A 16,599-nucleotide genomic window follows, 5' to 3' on the forward strand; every position below is an offset into this window, starting at 1 on the left:
TTTCTGCATACGAGGAGTGCACATGTCCGAGGTGAAGCTCGCCGTCGAGGCCCGCACCGAGTTCGGTAAGGGTGCCGCGCGCCGCATCCGTCGCGAGAGCAAGGTTCCGGGCGTTCTGTACGGCCACGGCGTCGACCCGATCCACGTGACCCTGCCGGGTCACGAGCTGCTGCTGGCCCTGCGTACCCCGAACGTCCTGCTGGCGCTGGAGATCGAGGGCAAGAAGGAGCTGGCGATCCCGAAGGCCGTGCAGCGTGACCCGCTGAAGGGCTTCCTGGAGCACGTCGACCTGCTGCTGGTGAAGCGCGGCGAGAAGGTCAGCGTCGAGGTTCCGGTCCACGCCGAGGGCGAGCTGGCCCCGGGCGGCAACCTGCTGGAGCACGTCCTGAACGCGCTGCCGGTCGAGGCCGAGGCCACCCACATCCCCGAGTCGTTCACCGTCTCCGTCGAGGGCCTGGAGTCCGGCGCCTCCGTCCTGGCGAAGGACGTCCAGCTGCCCCAGGGCGTGACGCTGGCCGTCGAGGATGACACCGTCGTCCTTCAGGTCCTGGCCGCGCAGGCCGAGGAGCCGGCCGCCGAGGGTGAGGCCGAGGCCGAGGGCGAAGAGGTCGCCGCCGAGGCCTGAGCCTCCCGGTAGCCGATCGACTCGCCACCGCCCCCGCACCGTCCGGTGCGGGGGCGGTGGCGCTATGAAGCGGTGGCGCTATGAAGGAGACATGCAGCAGATGACGACGGACGCATCCGCCCCCTGGCTCGTCGTGGGCCTGGGCAATCCGGGGCCGGACTATGCGGCGAACCGCCACAATGTCGGGTTCATGGTGGCCGAGCTGCTCGCCGAGCGGATCGGCGGGAAGTTCAAGCGGGCGACGAAGGCACAGGCGCAGGTCGTCGAGGGGCGGATCGGCGCTCCCGGTCCTGCGAACCGCCGGGTGATCCTGGCGAAGCCCATGTCGTACATGAATCTCTCCGGCGGCCCGGTGACGCAGCTACGGGATTTCTACAAGGTGCCGACGGCGAACATCGTTGCGATCCATGACGAGCTCGACATCGACTACGGCACGCTGCGGCTGAAGCTGGGAGGCGGTGACAACGGGCACAACGGGCTGAAGTCCATGACGAAGGCGATGGGCTCGGACTATCACCGGTTGCGGTTCGGGATCGGCCGTCCGCCGGGGCGGATGCAGGTCGCGGACTTCGTGCTGAAGGACTTCTCGGCGGCGGAGCGCAAGGAGCTCGACTACTTCGTGGACCGGGCGGCGGACGCGGTGGAGTGTCTGGTGACGGAGGGTCTGGAGCGGGCGCAGAGTGCGTACAACTCCTGACAAGGCCCCCATAGCGCTGGCCTGAGGTTGACCCGGCGCGGTCGATTGCCGAAGGATCGCGCCCCATGAAGCGGAACTCCTCCGGCCGGATGGTCGACCACGGTCGGCGTGCGGCCATGGTGCTGGTCGTCCTGCTCCTCGTCGTCGCCGGAGCCTGGTCCTCCTGGTCCACGGCCCAGCACGTCCTGCTCGCCAAGGGCCGCGAGCACGGCACGCTCACCGTCGCCGACTGCGGCGAGAAGACGTGCACGGGTCCGTACGACCCCGAGGGCCCCGAGGCGTCCCGCGCCGGCATGACGATCGACCGCTCGGTCGCCGTCACGAAGGGCGCGAAGCTCTCCGTCGTCGTGAAGCCCGGCACGGACGAGGTGGTCCGCACGGGCTGGCCTGGTGCGCTCCACGCCTGGGTCCCCTTCGGCGGGGCGCTCCTCCTGGCCGCGTGCGTCATCGGCGGCGGGCTGCGGTGGACGCGGGTCGCCTGGGGCACGGCGGCGGCGGGCGGTGCGCTGCTGGTGGGCGCGTTCTTCGCGCTCTGATCCGGTCCGCCCGCGCGGGGCCGTGACCGGAGCAGTGCACTCACCCGGTTGTCACCGAGGAGCACCGGACGCGAGAACACACCGCCCGGCGCCTTTCCGGCGCCGGGCGGCGGTGTTCCTGGCAGGGGCCGGGCGTCAGCCCGTGTTGCGGAGGCCCGCCGCGACGCCGTTCACCGTCAGGAGCAGGGCGCGCGCCAGCAGCGGGTCCGCCGGCTCGCCCCGCTCCGCCGCCTCGCGCTGCCGGGCGAGGAGCGAGACCTGGAGGTAGGAGATCGGGTCCAGGTAGGCGTCACGGATCGAGAAGGTCTGCTGGAGCACCGGGTTGGAGTCGAGCATCTTCTCCCCGCCCGTGACCCGCAGGACCTGCTGCACCGTCAGCTCGTGCTCCGCCTCGATCGTGGCGAACACGTGCTTGAGGTGCTCAGGCACCAGCGTGTCGACGTAGTGCCGGGCGATCCGCAGATCCGTCTTGGCGAGGGTCATCTCCACGTTCGAGATGAAGTTGCGGAAGAAGTGCCACTGTCCGTACATCTCCTCCAGGACCGGGTCGAGGCCCGCGTCCCGCAGGGCCTGAAGCCCGGACCCGACGCCGAACCAGCCGGGCACGATCTGCCGCGACTGCGTCCACCCGAAGACCCACGGGATGGCCCGCAGCCCGTCCAGGCCCGCCCCGCTGTCCGGGCGGCGCGAGGGCCGCGAGCCCAGGTGCAGCTCGGCGAGCTGATCGACGGGCGTCGAGGCGAAGAAGTACGCGGGCAGGTCCGGGTCCTCCACGAGCCGCCGGTACGCCGCGTGCGCCGCGTCGGAGACCGTGTCCATCGCCGCGTCCCAGCGCGCGAGGGCCTCGTCGCTCTGCCGGGGCGCCGTGTGCAGGGCGGACGCCTGCAGCGTGGCCGCGACCGTGAGCTCCAGGTTCTCCCTGGCCAGCGACGGGATCAGGTACTTGTCGGAGATGACCTCGCCCTGCTCGGTCACCTTGATCTCGCCCTCCAGCGTGCCCCAGGGCTGGGCGAGGATCGCCTCGTGCGTGGGGCCGCCGCCGCGGCCGACGGTGCCGCCGCGGCCGTGGAAGAGCCGCAGCCTGACCCCGTACCGGTGTGCGACGTCGCGAAGCCGGCGCTGTGCCCGGTGGATCTCCCACTGCGAGGTGGTGATGCCGCCGAACTTCGACGAGTCGGAGTAGCCGAGCATGACCTCCTGGACGTCCCCGCGCAGCGACACGAGCCGCCGGTAGGAGGGGTCGGCGAGCATCCCGTCGAGGATGACGTCCGCGGCCTTCAGCTCGTCGGTCGTCTCCAGCAGCGGCACGATGCCGATCTTGGCCCAGCCGGCGTGCAGATCGATGAGCCCGGCCTCGCGTGCGAGCACGGCGGCGGCGAAGACGTCGTCGGCGCCCTGGCACATCGAGATGATGTACGACTCGATGACCTCGGGCCCGAAGCGTTCGAAGGCTTCCTTGACGGTCGCGAAGACGCCGAGGGTCTTGGCTCCGGCGGCGTCCAGCGGCGCCGGGCTCGGCGCCAGCGGCCGCCGCGAGCGAAGCTCCTTGGCGAGCAGCTTCTGCCGGTAGTCGCGCGGCATGTCCGCGTACCGCCAGGACTCCTCGCCGAGCCGGTCGAAGAGCTGGCCGAGCGCGTGGTGGTGGGCGTCCGCGTGCTCGCGTACGTCCATGGTGGCGAGCTGCAGGCCGAAGGCGGCGAGCGTGCGGATCGTGCGGTCGAGGCGGCCGTCGGCGACCAGCGCGCCGCGGTGCTCGCGCAGCGACGTCTGGACGAGGGTCAGGTCGTGCAGCAGCTCGGCGGTGCCGAGGTAGTCGCGGCCCTCCTCGTGGGCGGTGCCCTTGGCGAGGCGCTTGCGCGTGTTGACGAGCTTCTGGCGGATGCAGGTGGCCTTGAGGCGGTACGGCTCCTCGGCGTTGAGCCGCTTGTAGCGGGGGCTGATCTCCGGGAGGCGTTCCAGGTCGTTCTGGAGGGAGGCGAGGAGCTCCTCGGTGGCTCCGGCGTACCGGATCGAGTTGGACAGCAGTCCGCGCAGGGAGTCGATGGTCTCCAGCGCGTCGGTGATGCCGTGCTCGTGCTGGAGGATCAGCACCTCGCGGGTGACGTCCGGGGTGACGTTCGGGTTGCCGTCGCGGTCGCCGCCGATCCAGGTGCCGAAGGTGAGCGGGCGGGTGCCGGGCGGCAGCTCGACGCCGACGCGCTCCAGCTCGGCGGCGAGATCCTCGAGGACGTCGCCGACGGCGCCCTGGTGCAGCTCGTCGAGGTAGTAGATGGCGTTGCGGGCCTCGTCGGCGGGCTCGGGGCGCACGACGCGGAGCTCGTCGGTCTGCCAGACGAGGTCGATGTTCTCGGCGAGCCGAAGGTCGTGCCGGCGCCGGTCGGCGGCGATGACCGGGGTCTCGAGGAGTTCGGCGATGCGGCGGAGCTTGTTGAGGACGGACCGGCGCGCGGCCTCGGTCGGGTGCGCGGTGAACACGGGCCGTACGTTCAGGTTCCGCACGGTCTCGCGCAGGTGCTCGGGGTCGGCCTCCTTGAGCATGTCGGCGGTGCGCGAGAGCAGTCCGCCCTCGGCCGCGCGCCGCTCGCGCATCTCGCGTCCGCGGTGCACCTGCTCGGTGACATTGGCAAGATGGAAATACGTGGAGAACGCCCGGACGAGCTTCGTGGCGGTTTCCAGGTCGGTGTCCCCGAGCAGCTCGGCGGCGGCCTCGCCGTCCGTGCGGGTGAGGGCTCGTACACGTTCGACGAGCTCCAGGAGCTCGGGGCCTTCCTGCCGTACGAGGGTTTCGCCCAGTAGATCGCCCAGTCGGCGGATGTCGGAGCGCAGCTCCGCGCTGGCGAATGAGGTCTGGTCGGCACTGCTCACAGGTGCGGCTCCTTGCAGCGTTTGAGCACGTCTGGAGGTTTTCCGGAGGCTTGCGGACCGCGCTGTCCGACGCCACCAAGGATAGGTGTCCGTTCACGCGCCGTTGTCCGCAGCCCTCTTGCCGCGAGGCGTCGCGCTGCCATACTTACGACGCCGTAGGTTACGGATCCGTAGCCCGGATCACTCAGCACTCCTCACCCCACAGGGGCCACCCCATGACCACAAGTCCCGATGTGATCGACGACGCCCGGAAGCCGTCCGAATCCGACCTGCCTGCTGCCACGCTCGGCGGCGAAAAGAAGCGTTCGATCGAGCAGATCGCCCTGCTGCTGTTCATCACGGTGCCCTTCCTCGCCCTCCTCGCCGCAGTGCCGCTGGCCTGGGGCTGGGGCGTGAGCTGGCTCGATCTCGGGCTGATGGTGGCGATGTACTACATCGGCTGCCACGGCATCACGATCGGATTCCACCGCTATTTCACGCACGGTTCCTTCAAGGCGAAGCGTCCGCTGCGGATCGTGCTCGCGGTGATGGGGTCGCTGGCCGTGGAGGGCCCGCTGGTGCGCTGGGTGGCGGACCACCGCAAGCACCACAAGTTCTCGGACGCCGAGGGCGACCCGCATTCGCCGTGGCGTTTCGGTGAGACGGTCCCGGCGCTGATGAAGGGCCTGTGGTGGGCGCACATCGGCTGGCTGTTCGACGAGGAGCAGACGCCCCAGCACAAGTACGCGCCGGATCTGATCAAGGACCCGGCGATCCGGGCGGTGTCCCGCCAGTTCGTCTACTGGACGATCGTCTCGCTCGCCATCCCGCCGCTGGTCGGCGGTCTGGTGACGATGTCGTGGTGGGGCGCCTTCACCGCGTTCTTCTGGGGCTCCCTGGTCCGCGTCGCCCTGCTGCACCACGTCACATGGTCGATCAACTCGATCTGCCACGCGGTGGGCAAGCGTCCCTTCAAGTCGCGTGACCGCTCGGGCAATGTGTGGTGGCTTGCGGTGCTGTCGTGCGGCGAGTCGTGGCACAACCTGCACCACGCCGACCCGACCAGCGCGCGGCACGGTGTGATGCGCGGGCAGATCGACTCCAGCGCCCGGATCATCCGCTGGTTCGAGCTGCTGGGTTGGGCGTACGACGTGCGCTGGCCGAGCGCGGACCGGATCGAAGCCCGGCGCAAGACGGAGGCCGCAGAAGCGGCATGATTGAGGACGTGGCGATCGACAGCGGTACCAGCAGCAGCGACAAGCCCCGGCGCGGGCGCAGAGTCCGCATGACGGGGGCGGAGCGCCGCCAGCAACTGCTCGACATCGGTCGCACACTCTTCGCCGAGAAGGGGTTCGAGGGCACGTCGGTCGAGGAGATCGCGGCGAAGGCCGGGGTCTCCAAGCCGGTGGTGTACGAGCACTTCGGCGGCAAGGAAGGTCTGTACGCGGTCGTGGTGGACCGCGAGATGCGTCAGCTCCTCGACATAGTGACGGGCGCGCTCACCGCCGGCCATCCGCGTGAGTTGCTGGAGCAGGCGGCGTTCGCCCTGCTCGACTACATCGAGAAGTACACGGACGGGTTCCGCATCCTGGTCCGCGACTCGCCGGTGGCCCAGTCGACGGGTACCTTCGCCTCGCTGATCAGCGACATCGCCACGCAGGTGGAGGACATCCTGGGCCTGGAGTTCAAGGCCCGCGGCTTCGATCCGAAGCTGGCGCCGCTGTATGCACAGGCGCTGGTGGGGATGGTCGCCCTGACCGGCCAGTGGTGGCTGGACGTCCGCAAGCCGAAGAAGGCGGAGGTCGCGGCGCATCTGGTGAATCTGGCGTGGCACGGTCTGGACGGTCTGGAGCAGAAGCCGCGGCTGATAGGGCACCGCAAGAGCTGAGGCCGTCCGGTCGGTCGCACGGTCGCACTGGGCCCTGAGGTTCCTCGGTCTTCTCAGGTTCCTCCTGGTTCTCGCACCCCTCTCGTAAGCTCCTGTTCGCCTTCCGACCCCCTGTTTTCGCAGATTCCCCCCTTGTAGGGTCCATGGCATCCCGGGAACGGTCCGGCCTTCATCTAGTTCAAAGATGAAGCTTCTGCGGACACGTTCGACCGGATCCACCACTCATCCCCAGGGGGGGCCTTGACTTCAGTGGAATCCGGCCGCTCCGGCGGCGCGCGCATGAGACGCGCCCGGCGGATCGCTGCCTGCACTGCACTCGCATTCTCGGTCGGCATGGTGCTGACCGGCCAGGCGTCGGCGGACACCCCGGTGCCGCCGCACAGGACGGTCGAGCGGGCCACGCCCGACTTCACGGCGCCCGAGCTCACGCCCTGGACGCGCCCCGCACAGCGGGAGGGCCGCTCCGCCGGGGCGGCCGCGGCGGGCCCGCTCACGCCCCGTTTCGATGTGAACGGCGACGGCGAGACCGAACTCCTCTACCGCGCCATCAACGACGTCGTGTATCTCTCGCCGTCCAACTCGGACACCGAGAACGAGTACGGCATCTATGGCGCCCCGGACGAGAAGCTCAAGGACATCCTGCCGATCGGCGACCTGGACGCCAACGGCAGGTCCGACCTGCTGACGCTCTCCGCGTACGGCGTGCTGTCGACCCACGAGTCCTACGACGCGACCGGCGCGAGCCCCGCCGTGTGGCAGGGCAAGGGCTGGCAGGGCTACAACAAGCTCACCGTTCCCGGCGATGTGAGCGGCGACGGCAGGATGGACCTGCTGGCACGCACGCCCGGCGGAGAGCTGTATCTGTACACGACGAACGGCTCGCTCGTGGAGCCCTTCGCGCCGCGTGTGAAGGTCGGCACCGGCTGGGGCGTGTACGACCAGCTCGTCGGTGCCAACGATGTCAACGGCGACGGCATCGGCGATCTGTTCGCGCGTACGCCCGGCGGCGATCTGTACTTCTACGCCGGCACGGGCAACACGGCGGCGCCGTTCGCGGCCCGCGTCAAGGTCGGCGGCGGCTGGGCGATCTACAACCAGCTCCTCACCGTCGACGACATCGACGGCGACGGTCTGGCGGATCTCGTCGCCCGGACGCACAACGGCACGCTGTACGTGTACATCTCCACGGGGTCCGGACTGCTGGCCCCGCGCGTGGAGTGGGGGACGGGCTGGAACGTGGCGACCCTGTTCGCCTCCTCCGGCGGGAACCCCGAGGTCGGCAAGGGCGAGGTGCTCGCGCTCGACACCAAGGGCACGCTGTTCTGGTACTGGTCGCTGAACAACGGACTGCTCAGCCCTCGCGAGCAGGTGAGCGACACGGGTGGCTGGGCAGGGGCCGGGAAGCTCGTCTTCACCTCGTCGCTGGACATCGACGGCCAGGCCGATCTGCTCGAGGTGTTCGACGGCACGCTCTACAACTACCAGCTCGCCGGAAGCGACGGCGGGCCCTACGCCATCGGCTCCGGCTGGGGCCAGTACAACAGCCTCCTCGCCCCCGGCGACCTGAGCGGCGACGGCAAGGGCGACCTGCTGGCGCGCAACAGCTCCGGCCAGCTCTACCTGTACCGCGGCAACGGCGAGGGCACGGCTTTCGCGAGCCGCGTCAGCGTGGGCTCCGGCTGGGGCATCTACAACCGGATCGTCGGCGCCGGGGACATCACCGGGGACGGCCGGGCGGACATCGTGGCCCGTGACTCCGGCGGCAACCTCTATCTGTACGCGGGTACGGGCAGCGCCACCGCGCCGTTCAAGGGACGGGTGAAGATCGGCCCCGGCTGGAACGCCTACAACAAACTGCAGGCCCCGGGTGACATCGACGGTGACGGGCGGGCGGACCTGCTCGCGACGGACTCCGCGGGAACGCTGTGGCGGTACTCCGCCAACGGCACCGGCTCGTTCAAGGCACGCGTGAAGATCGGCCCCGGCTGGAACACCTACGCCGGCCTGCACTGACGCACTGACGCACTGACGAGCATCGTCGGCACGACCCGGTCGGCGGTCGGCCCGGTCCCTCCTACGGGACCGGCCGGTCGCCGACCGGGCGGTTGAACCGGGTGAACCGGTCATGGCGCCTGCTCGGCGTCCGGCTCCAGGAACTCCAGCCGGTTGCCGACCGGGTCCTCGGAGAAGAAGCGCCGGTGGCCCGGGAGCTCGCGGTCCCAGACGACCTTCGCGCCGCGGGATGCGAGGCGGTCGGCATACGCCTCGATGCCGCTGACGCGCAGGCCGGGGTGGGCCTTCCTCGCGGGGTGGAAGTCACTCTGGATGCCGATGTGGAGCTGTACGGCCCCGGCCCGGAACCAGCAACCGCCGTTGGCGGCGAGGGCCGGGGGCTTGGGGATCTCGGTCATGCCGAGGGCATCGGCGTAATAGGCGCGCAGGGCATCCTCGGTGCCCGGCGGCGCGGCGAGCTGAACGTGGTCGACTGCGGTCAGCACCGGTTCCCCCTCTCGTGTCTACTGCGGTTTGCGGGCCACGGCGAAGATGCGGCGGAACGGGAACACCGTTCCGTGCGGCCCGGCCGGATAGGCCTTGCGGAGCAGATCGCGGTACTGGCCGAGGAACTCCTCGATCGCGGCGTCTTCCCCCTCCAGGGCGGTGAGGACCGGCCGCAGCGCCGTCCCCTTCACCCAGTCCAGCACGGGGTCCTCGCCGGCGAGGAGTTGGGAGTACGTCGTCTCCCAGACGTCCGTCGCGCAGCCGAGGTCGGCGAGCCGCATGAGGTAGTCGGCGGGTTCCAGGACATGGACGAAGCGGCGGCCCTGGTCGGCGAGGCGGTCGCGCCACTGGGGCGTGTCGCAGAGTTCGCCGAGCAGGGCGTGGCTGGGTGAGGTGAAGTTCCCCGGGACCTGGAAGGCGAACGTGCCGCCGGGCGCGAGGCCCTCGATCCAGGTGGGGAGCGACTCGGGGTGGTTGGGCACCCATTGCAGTGCGGCGTTGGAGACGATCAGGTCGTACGGCTCGTCGGGCGTCCAGTGCGCCGCGTCGGCGGGGCGGAAGTCGAGCCAGCCGCCGCCGGAGGTGGTGCCCGCGTACTCCTTCTCGGCCCGGGCGAGCATCTCCGGGGAGAGGTCGAAGCCGGTGATACGGGCGTCGGGCCAGCGGTCGGCGAGAAGGACGGTCACATTGCCCGGCCCGCAGCCGAGGTCGGCGATGCGCGGGGAACGAGTGCCGTGCGGCAGCTCGGGTATCCGGGCGAGAAGGTCGAGAAACGGGCGGGTCCTGTGGCCGGAGTGACGGAGGTACTGCTGTGGATCCCAGGTTGGTGCGGAATGCATGTTCGAGCCCCCTTACTGGAACGGTGCAGGCAAGCGGAACGAGGTTCCGGCCCGACCATGCCCAATAGTCCATCGAAATATATCTTGACGTCAAGAGACTTCATGTCGACAGACCCTCTACACTGATCGACATGGAGGACGAGGTCGACCGACTGGTTGCTGCATGGCGCCGCGAGCGCCCCGACCTCGACGTGGAACCGCTCGAGGTGCTCAGCCGTGTCTCCAGGCTGGCCCGGCATCTCGACCGCGCCCGTCGGCTCGCGTTCTCCGAGCACAACCTGGAGCCCTGGGAGTTCGACGTCCTGACGTCGCTGCGGCGCGCGGGCGCTCCGTATCAGCTCTCCCCCGGCCAGTTGCTGACGCAGACCCTGGTGACCTCCGGCACGATGACCAACCGGATCGACCGGCTCGCCAAGAAGGGTCTGGTCGAGCGGCTGCCCGACCCGAGCGACCGGCGCGGGGTGCTGGTGCGCCTCACCCCCGAGGGCCGCGACCGTGCCGACCAGGCGCTCGCCGGACTGCTCGCCCAGGAGCGCGCGATCCTTGGCGAGCTGTCCCGTGCCCAGCGCGTCGAACTGGCCGCGCTGCTACGCCAGCTGACCGCCCCGTTCGACAACATCCCCGGCTAGTTCCGCCGGTCCCACACCGGCCCGCCGGGCCAGAGCCACCGCCGCGAGCGTGGAGTGCACGCCCAGCTTCCCCAGCACGTTCTGCATGTGCGTGCGGACCGTGTGCGGGGAGAGGAAGAGGCGCTCCGCGACCGCCTTGCGGCCGAGACCGGCCACCATGCAGCGCAGCACCTCGCGTTCGCGCGGGGTGAGGGACTCGACGAGCCGCTCGCTCTCGGTGCGGTGCTTGCGCGCGGCGGTCAGCTCCCGCAGTACGCCGGTGAGCAGCGCGGGCGGCAGATGCGTCTCCTCGCGGAGCACCCCGCGGATCACCGTGAGCAGCCGCTGCAGCGAACAGTCCTTGGCGACCCAGCCGGAGGCGCCGGCCTGCAGCGCGAGCGCTGCCCGGCGCGGGTCGTCCTTCTCGGCGAGCACCACGGAGCGGACCGCCGGCCTGGCCGAACGGACCGCGGCCACCAGGGAGATGCCGTCCACGAAACCGCCCTCCCCGTTGTCGGGGACGGCCCGCGCGACGACCGGGGCGGCCGGTGCGGGGGCGACGCCCAGATCGGCGTCGACGAGCATCACGTCGAATCTGCGGCCGTCGGCCGCCGCGCGCTCCAGGCAGCGCAGCGCGGCCGGACCGCTGCCTGCCGCGGCGACGTCGACGTCCGGCTCGGCCGCGAGCGCCGCGGCGAGGGACTCGGCGAAGATTCGGTGGTCATCCACCACCAGGACCCGGATACGAACCACAGACACCCCCAGCTGTGCTTTTCCGGCGGAGGACCGGATGGCGCGGGTACGGCGCCCGAGGATGGAGAGGTACGCAGTCCACGGCCGCCGCCGCGCTCTTGACTGCTACCCCGCCCCGGGCGACGTACCCGACTGTCTCGCCCCCTGCAACAGCACCGGCCCCCACCGGTGCTGTGCATCAGAGTAGGGCCGGGCGTCAGGAGCGGAAGGATATTTGCAGAACTGGTTGGCCAGGGTGTTTGGCGTGTGCTTGTTGTTTCGGAATGAGACAGAAGTCGACAGAGATCATTACTGAATGCGGCACGCACCACCCGAAGGAACCGCGGGGAAGACTCTCGGCGCGGTGTGACCCGCCGCTGCGAAGGCCTCCTTGACCTCCTTGGTCACCAGGTCCGCGATGTCCTCCTCGACCAGGACGACCGCCGAGCCGCCGAAGCCGCCGCCGGTCATCCGGGCGCCCAGCGCACCCGCTGCGTTCGCCACGGAGACCACCAGGTCCAGCTCCCGGCAGGAGACCCGGAGATCGTCCCGCAGCGAGGCATGGCCCTCGGTGAGGACCGGGCCGACGCCGCGGAGGTCGCCCGCGTCGAGCAGGGCGATCGTCCGTTCGACACGGTGGTTGTCGCTGACGACGTGGCGCACGTAGCGGCGAATCTCGTCGGCCGGTCCGGGAGACGCCTCCCGGGAGAGCGCGGCGTCGGTCAAACGCCGGAGGGCGTCGGACAGTTGCGTGTACGGGACTTCGCGCAGCGCGCGCACGCCCAGCGCCCGCGCACCCGCCTCGCAGCCGGCGCGCCGCTGTGCGTACGCGCCGTCCCCGAGCACGTGCTTCACGCGGGTGTCGACGACCAGGAGCCGCAGGCCGTGGGCGGCGAGGTCGAAGGGGACCTGCCGCCGGGTGAGGTCACGGGTGTCGAGGAACAGGGCATGGCCCTCGGTGCAGCAGGCCGACGCCATCTGGTCCATGACCCCGCACGGGACGCCGACGAACGCGTTCTCGGCGCGTTGGGCGAGCACGGCCAGCCGGTCGGGCTCGATGCCGAGTCCGTACAGCTCGTTCAGGGCGAGCGCGGTGACGACCTCCAGGGCCGCGGAGGAGGAGAGGCCCGCACCCGTGGGCACGTCGGACGCTATCTGCACGTCGGCGCCGGTGACCGGATGCCCGGCCTCCCGCAGCGCCCAGACCACACCCGCCGGGTAGGCCGCCCAGCCGGAGTCGGAACCCGGCGCGAGATCCTCGACCGCCAGCTCGACCACGCCCTGGTCCATGTCCGCCGAGTGGACCCGCAGGACCCCGTCGGTACGCCGCGCCACCGCGGCGACCGCCCGGTGCGGCAGGGCGAGCGGCATCACGAAGCCGTCGTTGAAGTCGGTGTACTCGCCGATCAGATTGACCCGGCCCGGTGCGGCCCAGACGCCCTCGGGGGCGTATCCGTACAGCTCGGCGAACCGCCGCGCGACGACGCTCATCGCTCGGCCGCCCTCTCCCGCGCGAAGGCCCACGCGTCCGCGACGATGCCGGCGAGGTCCGCCCGGGACGGGGACCAGCCGAGGCGCTCGTGGGCGGCTGCGGCCGAGGCGACGAGCACGGCAGGGTCGCCGGGGCGGCGGGCCGCGGCGATCTCGGGAACAGGGCGTCCGGTGACCTTGCGGGCGGTCTCGATGACCTCGCGGACCGAGAAGCCGTTGCCGTTGCCGAGATTGCAGATCAGATGCTCGCCCTCGGTGACCTTGTCCATGGCGAGCAGATGCGCCTCGGCCAGGTCGGCGACGTGGATGTAGTCCCGTACGCAGGTGCCGTCGGGGGTCGGGTAGTCGTCGCCGAAGACGGAGATCGCCTCGCGCTTGCCGAGGGCGACCTGGAGGACGAGCGGGATGAGGTGCGACTCGGGGTCGTGGCGCTCGCCGCAGCTGCCGTACGCGCCCGCCACGTTGAAGTAGCGCAGCGAGGCGGCGGCCAGCCCGTGCGCGGCGCACTCGCCGCTGATCATGTGGTCGACGGCCAGCTTGGACGCGCCGTACGGGCTGGTCGGGGCGGTCGGGTCGGTCTCGGTGATCGGGGTGGAGACCGGCTCCCCGTACGTCGCCGCGGTCGAGGAGAAGACCAGCTTGCGGACACCGGCGGAGCGCATCGCGGCGAGCAGCGCCATCGTCCCGCCGACGTTGTTCACCCAGTACTTCTCGGGGTCCGTGACCGACTCGCCGACCTGCGAGAACGCGGCGAAGTGGAGCACGCCGTCGTACGAGGGGTCGAGCAGGCGCGCGGCATCCTGGACCCGGCCCTCGATGAATGTGGCGCCGTCCGGCACGCCTGCCCGGAAGCCTGTGGACAGATCGTCCAGCACGGTCACCTCGTGCCCGGCCTCCAGCAGATGCGCGGCCACCACACTGCCGACATAGCCGGCGCCCCCTGTCACCAGGTACTTGCTGCTCACGTGCTCGCTACCTCTCGCAGTCGCTGGGCCGCGGCCTCCGGCGGCACATCGTTGATGAACACACTCATGCCGGACTCGGAACCCGCGAGAAACTTCAGCTTTCCGGAAGTGCGGCGGACGGTGAAGAGCTCGAGGTGGAGCGCGAAGTCCGCGCGCCGGGAGCCATCGCCGTCACCGAACGGCGCCTGGTGCCAGGCGGCGATGTACGGCGTCGGCGGTTCACTCGTGCCGAAGATCCGGTCGAAGCGCCTCAACAGTTCCAGATAGACCTGTGGGAACTCTGTGCGCGCCGCGTCGTCCAGCTCTCTCAGATCCGGCACCCGGACGCGCGGATACAGATGCACCTCGTACGGCCAGTGCGCCGCGTACGGCACGAAGGCCACCCAGTGCTCGCCCTCGAGAACCACTCGCACGGAGTCGGCGAGCTCGCGCGCGAGGGTGTCGTCGAAGAGGTTCCGGCCGGTGGCGGCCCGATGCCCGGCGACCGAGCGCTGCATGAGGGCGGTGCGGGGCGTGACGAAGGGATACCCGTAGATCTGCCCGTGCGGATGGCCGAGGGTGACGCCGATCTCGGCGCCCCGGTTCTCGAAGCAGAACACCTGCTTGATCTGCGGCAGTTCGGCGAGGTCCGCGGTGCGGTCGGTCCAGACCTCCAGCACGAGGGCGGCCTGCTCCTCGCTGAGCCCGGCGAAGGAGGTCTCGTGGTCAGGGGTGAAGCAGACGACCTCGCAGCGGCCCGATTCACCGGCGAGGGAGGGAAAGCGGTTCTCGAAGACCACGACGTCGTAGTCGCTGTCCGGGATCTCGCTGAGCCTGCCGTTCCGGGACGGGCACAGCGGGCACTCGTCGGCGGGCGGGTGGTAGATGCGGCCCTGGCGGTGGGAGGCGATGGCGACCGCGTCGCCGAGCAGCGGGTCGTGGCGGATCTCCGAGGCCGTGGAGACGGGGTCGAGGGGCCGCCGGTCCACGGCCTCGCGGACGATGTCGTCGCGGCGGTCGTAGTACAGCAGCTCCCGACCGTCGGCGAGCCTGGTCACCGTCTTCTTCACACCGGTGCTCCTCATGAACGTCATCAAACAGAACCACACACAAAGAACCATGAGCAAACATGCCCCGTCAATGCCTGGTGTGGTGTGCGGGGTCTCCGCCCCCGATCCCCCTTGCCCCGTGCCCTGTGCCTGACGGCTCTGCCGTGGCGCGGGCGCGGTCACGGCAGAGCCGGCCGCCGACCGCCTGGCTGTGCGCCCGGCGACGACGGCCCGCTGGAGGCAGGGCCCAAGGCCCCAGGTCAGACCGCGCACGGCCCGGCGCAGGCCTCCTGAGCCAGATGGGGCCACGCACGGCCCCGCGGCGCGATGCTTGAGCCGGGCGTCGGGGGGCGAGGCCGTCCGGGGCGGGGCGGAGGCCGCCCGGGACCGGCACGTTCGGCCTGGTCGTCCCTGAGCCGCGACACTGAGGCGCGGTCGCTCCGGGACGGGACGCTCAGGCAGGGTCTCCCCGGGGCGGGACGTTCGGGCGCAGCGTCCCGAAGCCGCAGCGCTCAGACGCAGTCGCTCCGGGACGGGACGTTCGGGCGCGGTCGTCCCGGGGCGGGACGTTCGGGCGCAGCGTCCCGAAGCAACGACGCTCAGACGCAGTCGTCCCGGGGCGAGGCGTTCAGACGCGGTCGCCCAAGCCGAGGCGTTCAGACCCGGCGTCCCGGGCGAGACGTTCGCGCGCAGCGTCCCGGAGTCGCGACGCTCAGACACGGTCACCCAAGCCGAGGCGTTCAGACCCGGCGTCCCGGAGTCGCGACGCTGACGCCCGGTCGTCCCGGGCTGGACGCTCAGGCAGGGTCTCCCCGGGCGGGACGCTCAGGCGCAGCGTCCCGAAGCCACGACGCTCAGACACGGTCGCCCAAGCCGCAGCGTTCAGACCCGCCGTCCCGGAGTCGCGACGCTGACGCCCGGTCGTCCCGGGCTGGACGCTCAGGCAGGGTCTCCCCGGGCGGGACGCTCAGGCGCAGCGTCCCGGAGTCGCGACGCTCAGACACGGTCGCCCAAGCCGCGGCGTTCCGACCCGGCGTCCCGGAGTCGCGACGCTGACGCCCGGTCGTCCCGGAGCTGCTGCGTTCAGGCGTGGTCGTCCGGAGCCGGGGCGGGGCCCGGGAGGGGGGATGGGGCCCGGTCCAGGAGGCCCGTGCGGGCCGCCAGGGCCGCGGCCTCCAGGCGGGAGCCCACGCCCAGTTTCATCAGGACGCGCTGGACATGGGTGCGGGCCGTGCTGGGTGCTATGCCCATGCCCGCGGCGATCAGACGGGTGTCCTCGCCCTCGGCGACCCGTACGAGCACCTCCACTTCGCGCGGAGTGAGCATCTGGAGCAGCCGCTGGCCCTCGTCGTCCGGCTGGGCCGTCGGGTTCAGGAGCTCCGTGAAGGCGCCCTGCAGCAGCTGTGGCGCGACTGCCGCCTCGCCCGAGCGCGCCTTGATCATGGCGCGCTCGACGCCCTCGATGCGCTCGTCATGACGTACGTAACCGGACGCGCCGGCGGCGAACGCCGCCGCGATCCCCCGTGGCGACGGCACAGGTCCCAACACGACCACCGCCACCTGCGGGCGCTCCCGCTTGATCCGCACGATCGGGTCGAAGACCCCCGGCTCCGCCGGGGTCGCCGTCCCCAGCAGGCACACCTCGGGCGCCCTGCTCACCACGAGCTCCGCCGCCCCTGCCGTCGGCGCGGCCGCCGCGAGCACCCGGTGCCCGCGCAGCTTCAGAGCCGAGGCGAGCGCCTCGGCGAGCAGTCGGTGGTCGTCGACCACCATGAGCCGCACACCCATCGAGCAAACCCCCCATACCCTGGAGTCGGCCCCCCGGCCCCCCAGCCTGTTGACCCGGC

15 protein-coding genes are annotated in these 16,599 nt (G+C 70.9%); 7 read left to right on the forward strand and 8 right to left on the reverse strand.

Features of this window, described 5'->3' with window-relative positions:
- The first annotated feature begins 22 nt into the window (after nucleotides 1-22).
- From ACWCP0_RS13105 to ACWCP0_RS13115, 3 genes are all read left to right on the forward strand, one after another.
- A complete protein-coding gene (locus ACWCP0_RS13105) occupies nucleotides 23-625 on the forward strand; it encodes a 50S ribosomal protein L25/general stress protein Ctc (protein WP_451078895.1) in 603 nt (200 codons plus the stop codon).
- A gap of 100 nt (nucleotides 626-725) precedes the next feature.
- Nucleotides 726-1,322 carry an aminoacyl-tRNA hydrolase gene (pth, locus tag ACWCP0_RS13110; RefSeq protein ID WP_451078896.1) on the forward strand — a complete coding sequence of 199 codons (597 nt, stop codon included), beginning with the start codon at nucleotides 726-728 and terminating at the stop codon, nucleotides 1,320-1,322.
- A 65-nt stretch (nucleotides 1,323-1,387) separates the two neighbouring features.
- Nucleotides 1,388-1,858, forward strand: a complete 471-nt coding sequence (locus tag ACWCP0_RS13115) for a hypothetical protein (RefSeq protein WP_451078897.1) — start codon at nucleotides 1,388-1,390, stop codon at nucleotides 1,856-1,858.
- A 135-nt stretch (nucleotides 1,859-1,993) separates the two neighbouring features.
- On the opposite strand, the gene ppc is transcribed toward ACWCP0_RS13115, so the two are convergent.
- Entirely contained in the window at nucleotides 1,994-4,723 is a 2,730-nt protein-coding gene (gene ppc, locus ACWCP0_RS13120) for a phosphoenolpyruvate carboxylase (protein WP_451078898.1), read from the reverse strand.
- A gap of 215 nt (nucleotides 4,724-4,938) precedes the next feature.
- Here ppc and ACWCP0_RS13125 point away from each other — a divergent pair, with 215 nt between their 5' ends.
- From ACWCP0_RS13125 to ACWCP0_RS13135, 3 genes are all read left to right on the forward strand, one after another.
- Nucleotides 4,939-5,919 carry an acyl-CoA desaturase gene (locus tag ACWCP0_RS13125; protein ID WP_451078899.1) on the forward strand — a complete coding sequence of 327 codons (981 nt, stop codon included), beginning with the start codon at nucleotides 4,939-4,941 and terminating at the stop codon, nucleotides 5,917-5,919.
- Nucleotides 5,916-6,590: a TetR family transcriptional regulator gene (locus ACWCP0_RS13130; protein WP_451078900.1), complete on the forward strand. Its 675-nt coding sequence runs from the start codon at nucleotides 5,916-5,918 to the stop codon at nucleotides 6,588-6,590. The genes ACWCP0_RS13125 and ACWCP0_RS13130 overlap by 4 nt, the downstream gene beginning before the upstream one ends.
- A gap of 333 nt (nucleotides 6,591-6,923) precedes the next feature.
- Nucleotides 6,924-8,603: an FG-GAP-like repeat-containing protein gene (locus ACWCP0_RS13135; protein ID WP_451078901.1), complete on the forward strand. Its 1,680-nt coding sequence runs from the start codon at nucleotides 6,924-6,926 to the stop codon at nucleotides 8,601-8,603.
- A gap of 110 nt (nucleotides 8,604-8,713) precedes the next feature.
- Here the strand turns inward: ACWCP0_RS13135 and ACWCP0_RS13140 are convergent, their stop codons facing one another.
- On the reverse strand, nucleotides 8,714-9,088 hold the full coding sequence (locus tag ACWCP0_RS13140; RefSeq protein WP_451078902.1) for a VOC family protein: 375 nt from the start codon (nucleotides 9,086-9,088) through the stop codon (nucleotides 8,714-8,716).
- An 18-nt stretch (nucleotides 9,089-9,106) separates the two neighbouring features.
- The gene (locus ACWCP0_RS13145) at nucleotides 9,107-9,928 is read right to left on the reverse strand and encodes a trans-aconitate 2-methyltransferase (RefSeq protein WP_451078903.1); all 822 of its coding nucleotides are present in this window, start codon (nucleotides 9,926-9,928) and stop codon (nucleotides 9,107-9,109) included.
- A gap of 131 nt (nucleotides 9,929-10,059) precedes the next feature.
- On the opposite strand from ACWCP0_RS13145, the gene tamR reads away from it, so the two are divergent.
- The gene (gene tamR / locus ACWCP0_RS13150) at nucleotides 10,060-10,557 is read left to right on the forward strand and encodes a MarR family transcriptional regulator TamR (RefSeq protein ID WP_451078904.1); all 498 of its coding nucleotides are present in this window, start codon (nucleotides 10,060-10,062) and stop codon (nucleotides 10,555-10,557) included.
- On the opposite strand, the gene ACWCP0_RS13155 is transcribed toward tamR, so the two are convergent.
- The 5 genes from ACWCP0_RS13155 to ACWCP0_RS13175 all read right to left on the reverse strand — a co-directional run bounded on the left by ACWCP0_RS13155 (nucleotide 10,516) and on the right by ACWCP0_RS13175 (nucleotide 16,540).
- Nucleotides 10,516-11,289, reverse strand: coding sequence for a response regulator transcription factor (locus tag ACWCP0_RS13155; protein WP_351233563.1), 774 nt, complete (start codon nucleotides 11,287-11,289; stop codon nucleotides 10,516-10,518). The genes tamR and ACWCP0_RS13155 overlap by 42 nt on opposite strands.
- A gap of 288 nt (nucleotides 11,290-11,577) precedes the next feature.
- Nucleotides 11,578-12,759 carry a galactokinase gene (galK, locus tag ACWCP0_RS13160; protein ID WP_451078905.1) on the reverse strand — a complete coding sequence of 394 codons (1,182 nt, stop codon included), beginning with the start codon at nucleotides 12,757-12,759 and terminating at the stop codon, nucleotides 11,578-11,580.
- Nucleotides 12,756-13,724, reverse strand: a complete 969-nt coding sequence (galE, locus tag ACWCP0_RS13165; protein ID WP_451078906.1) for a UDP-glucose 4-epimerase GalE — start codon at nucleotides 13,722-13,724, stop codon at nucleotides 12,756-12,758. Before galE ends, galK begins: the two co-directional genes overlap by 4 nt.
- A complete protein-coding gene (gene galT, locus ACWCP0_RS13170; protein ID WP_451078907.1) occupies nucleotides 13,721-14,773 on the reverse strand; it encodes a galactose-1-phosphate uridylyltransferase in 1,053 nt (350 codons plus the stop codon). The genes galE and galT overlap by 4 nt, the downstream gene beginning before the upstream one ends.
- Nucleotides 14,774-15,835: 1,062 nt before the next feature.
- Complete coding sequence (locus tag ACWCP0_RS13175; RefSeq protein ID WP_451078908.1) at nucleotides 15,836-16,540, reverse strand: helix-turn-helix transcriptional regulator; 705 nt, start codon at nucleotides 16,538-16,540, stop codon at nucleotides 15,836-15,838.
- Nucleotides 16,541-16,599 lie beyond the last annotated feature (59 nt).

The organism is Streptomyces sp. NPDC001970 (assembly GCF_053594115.1).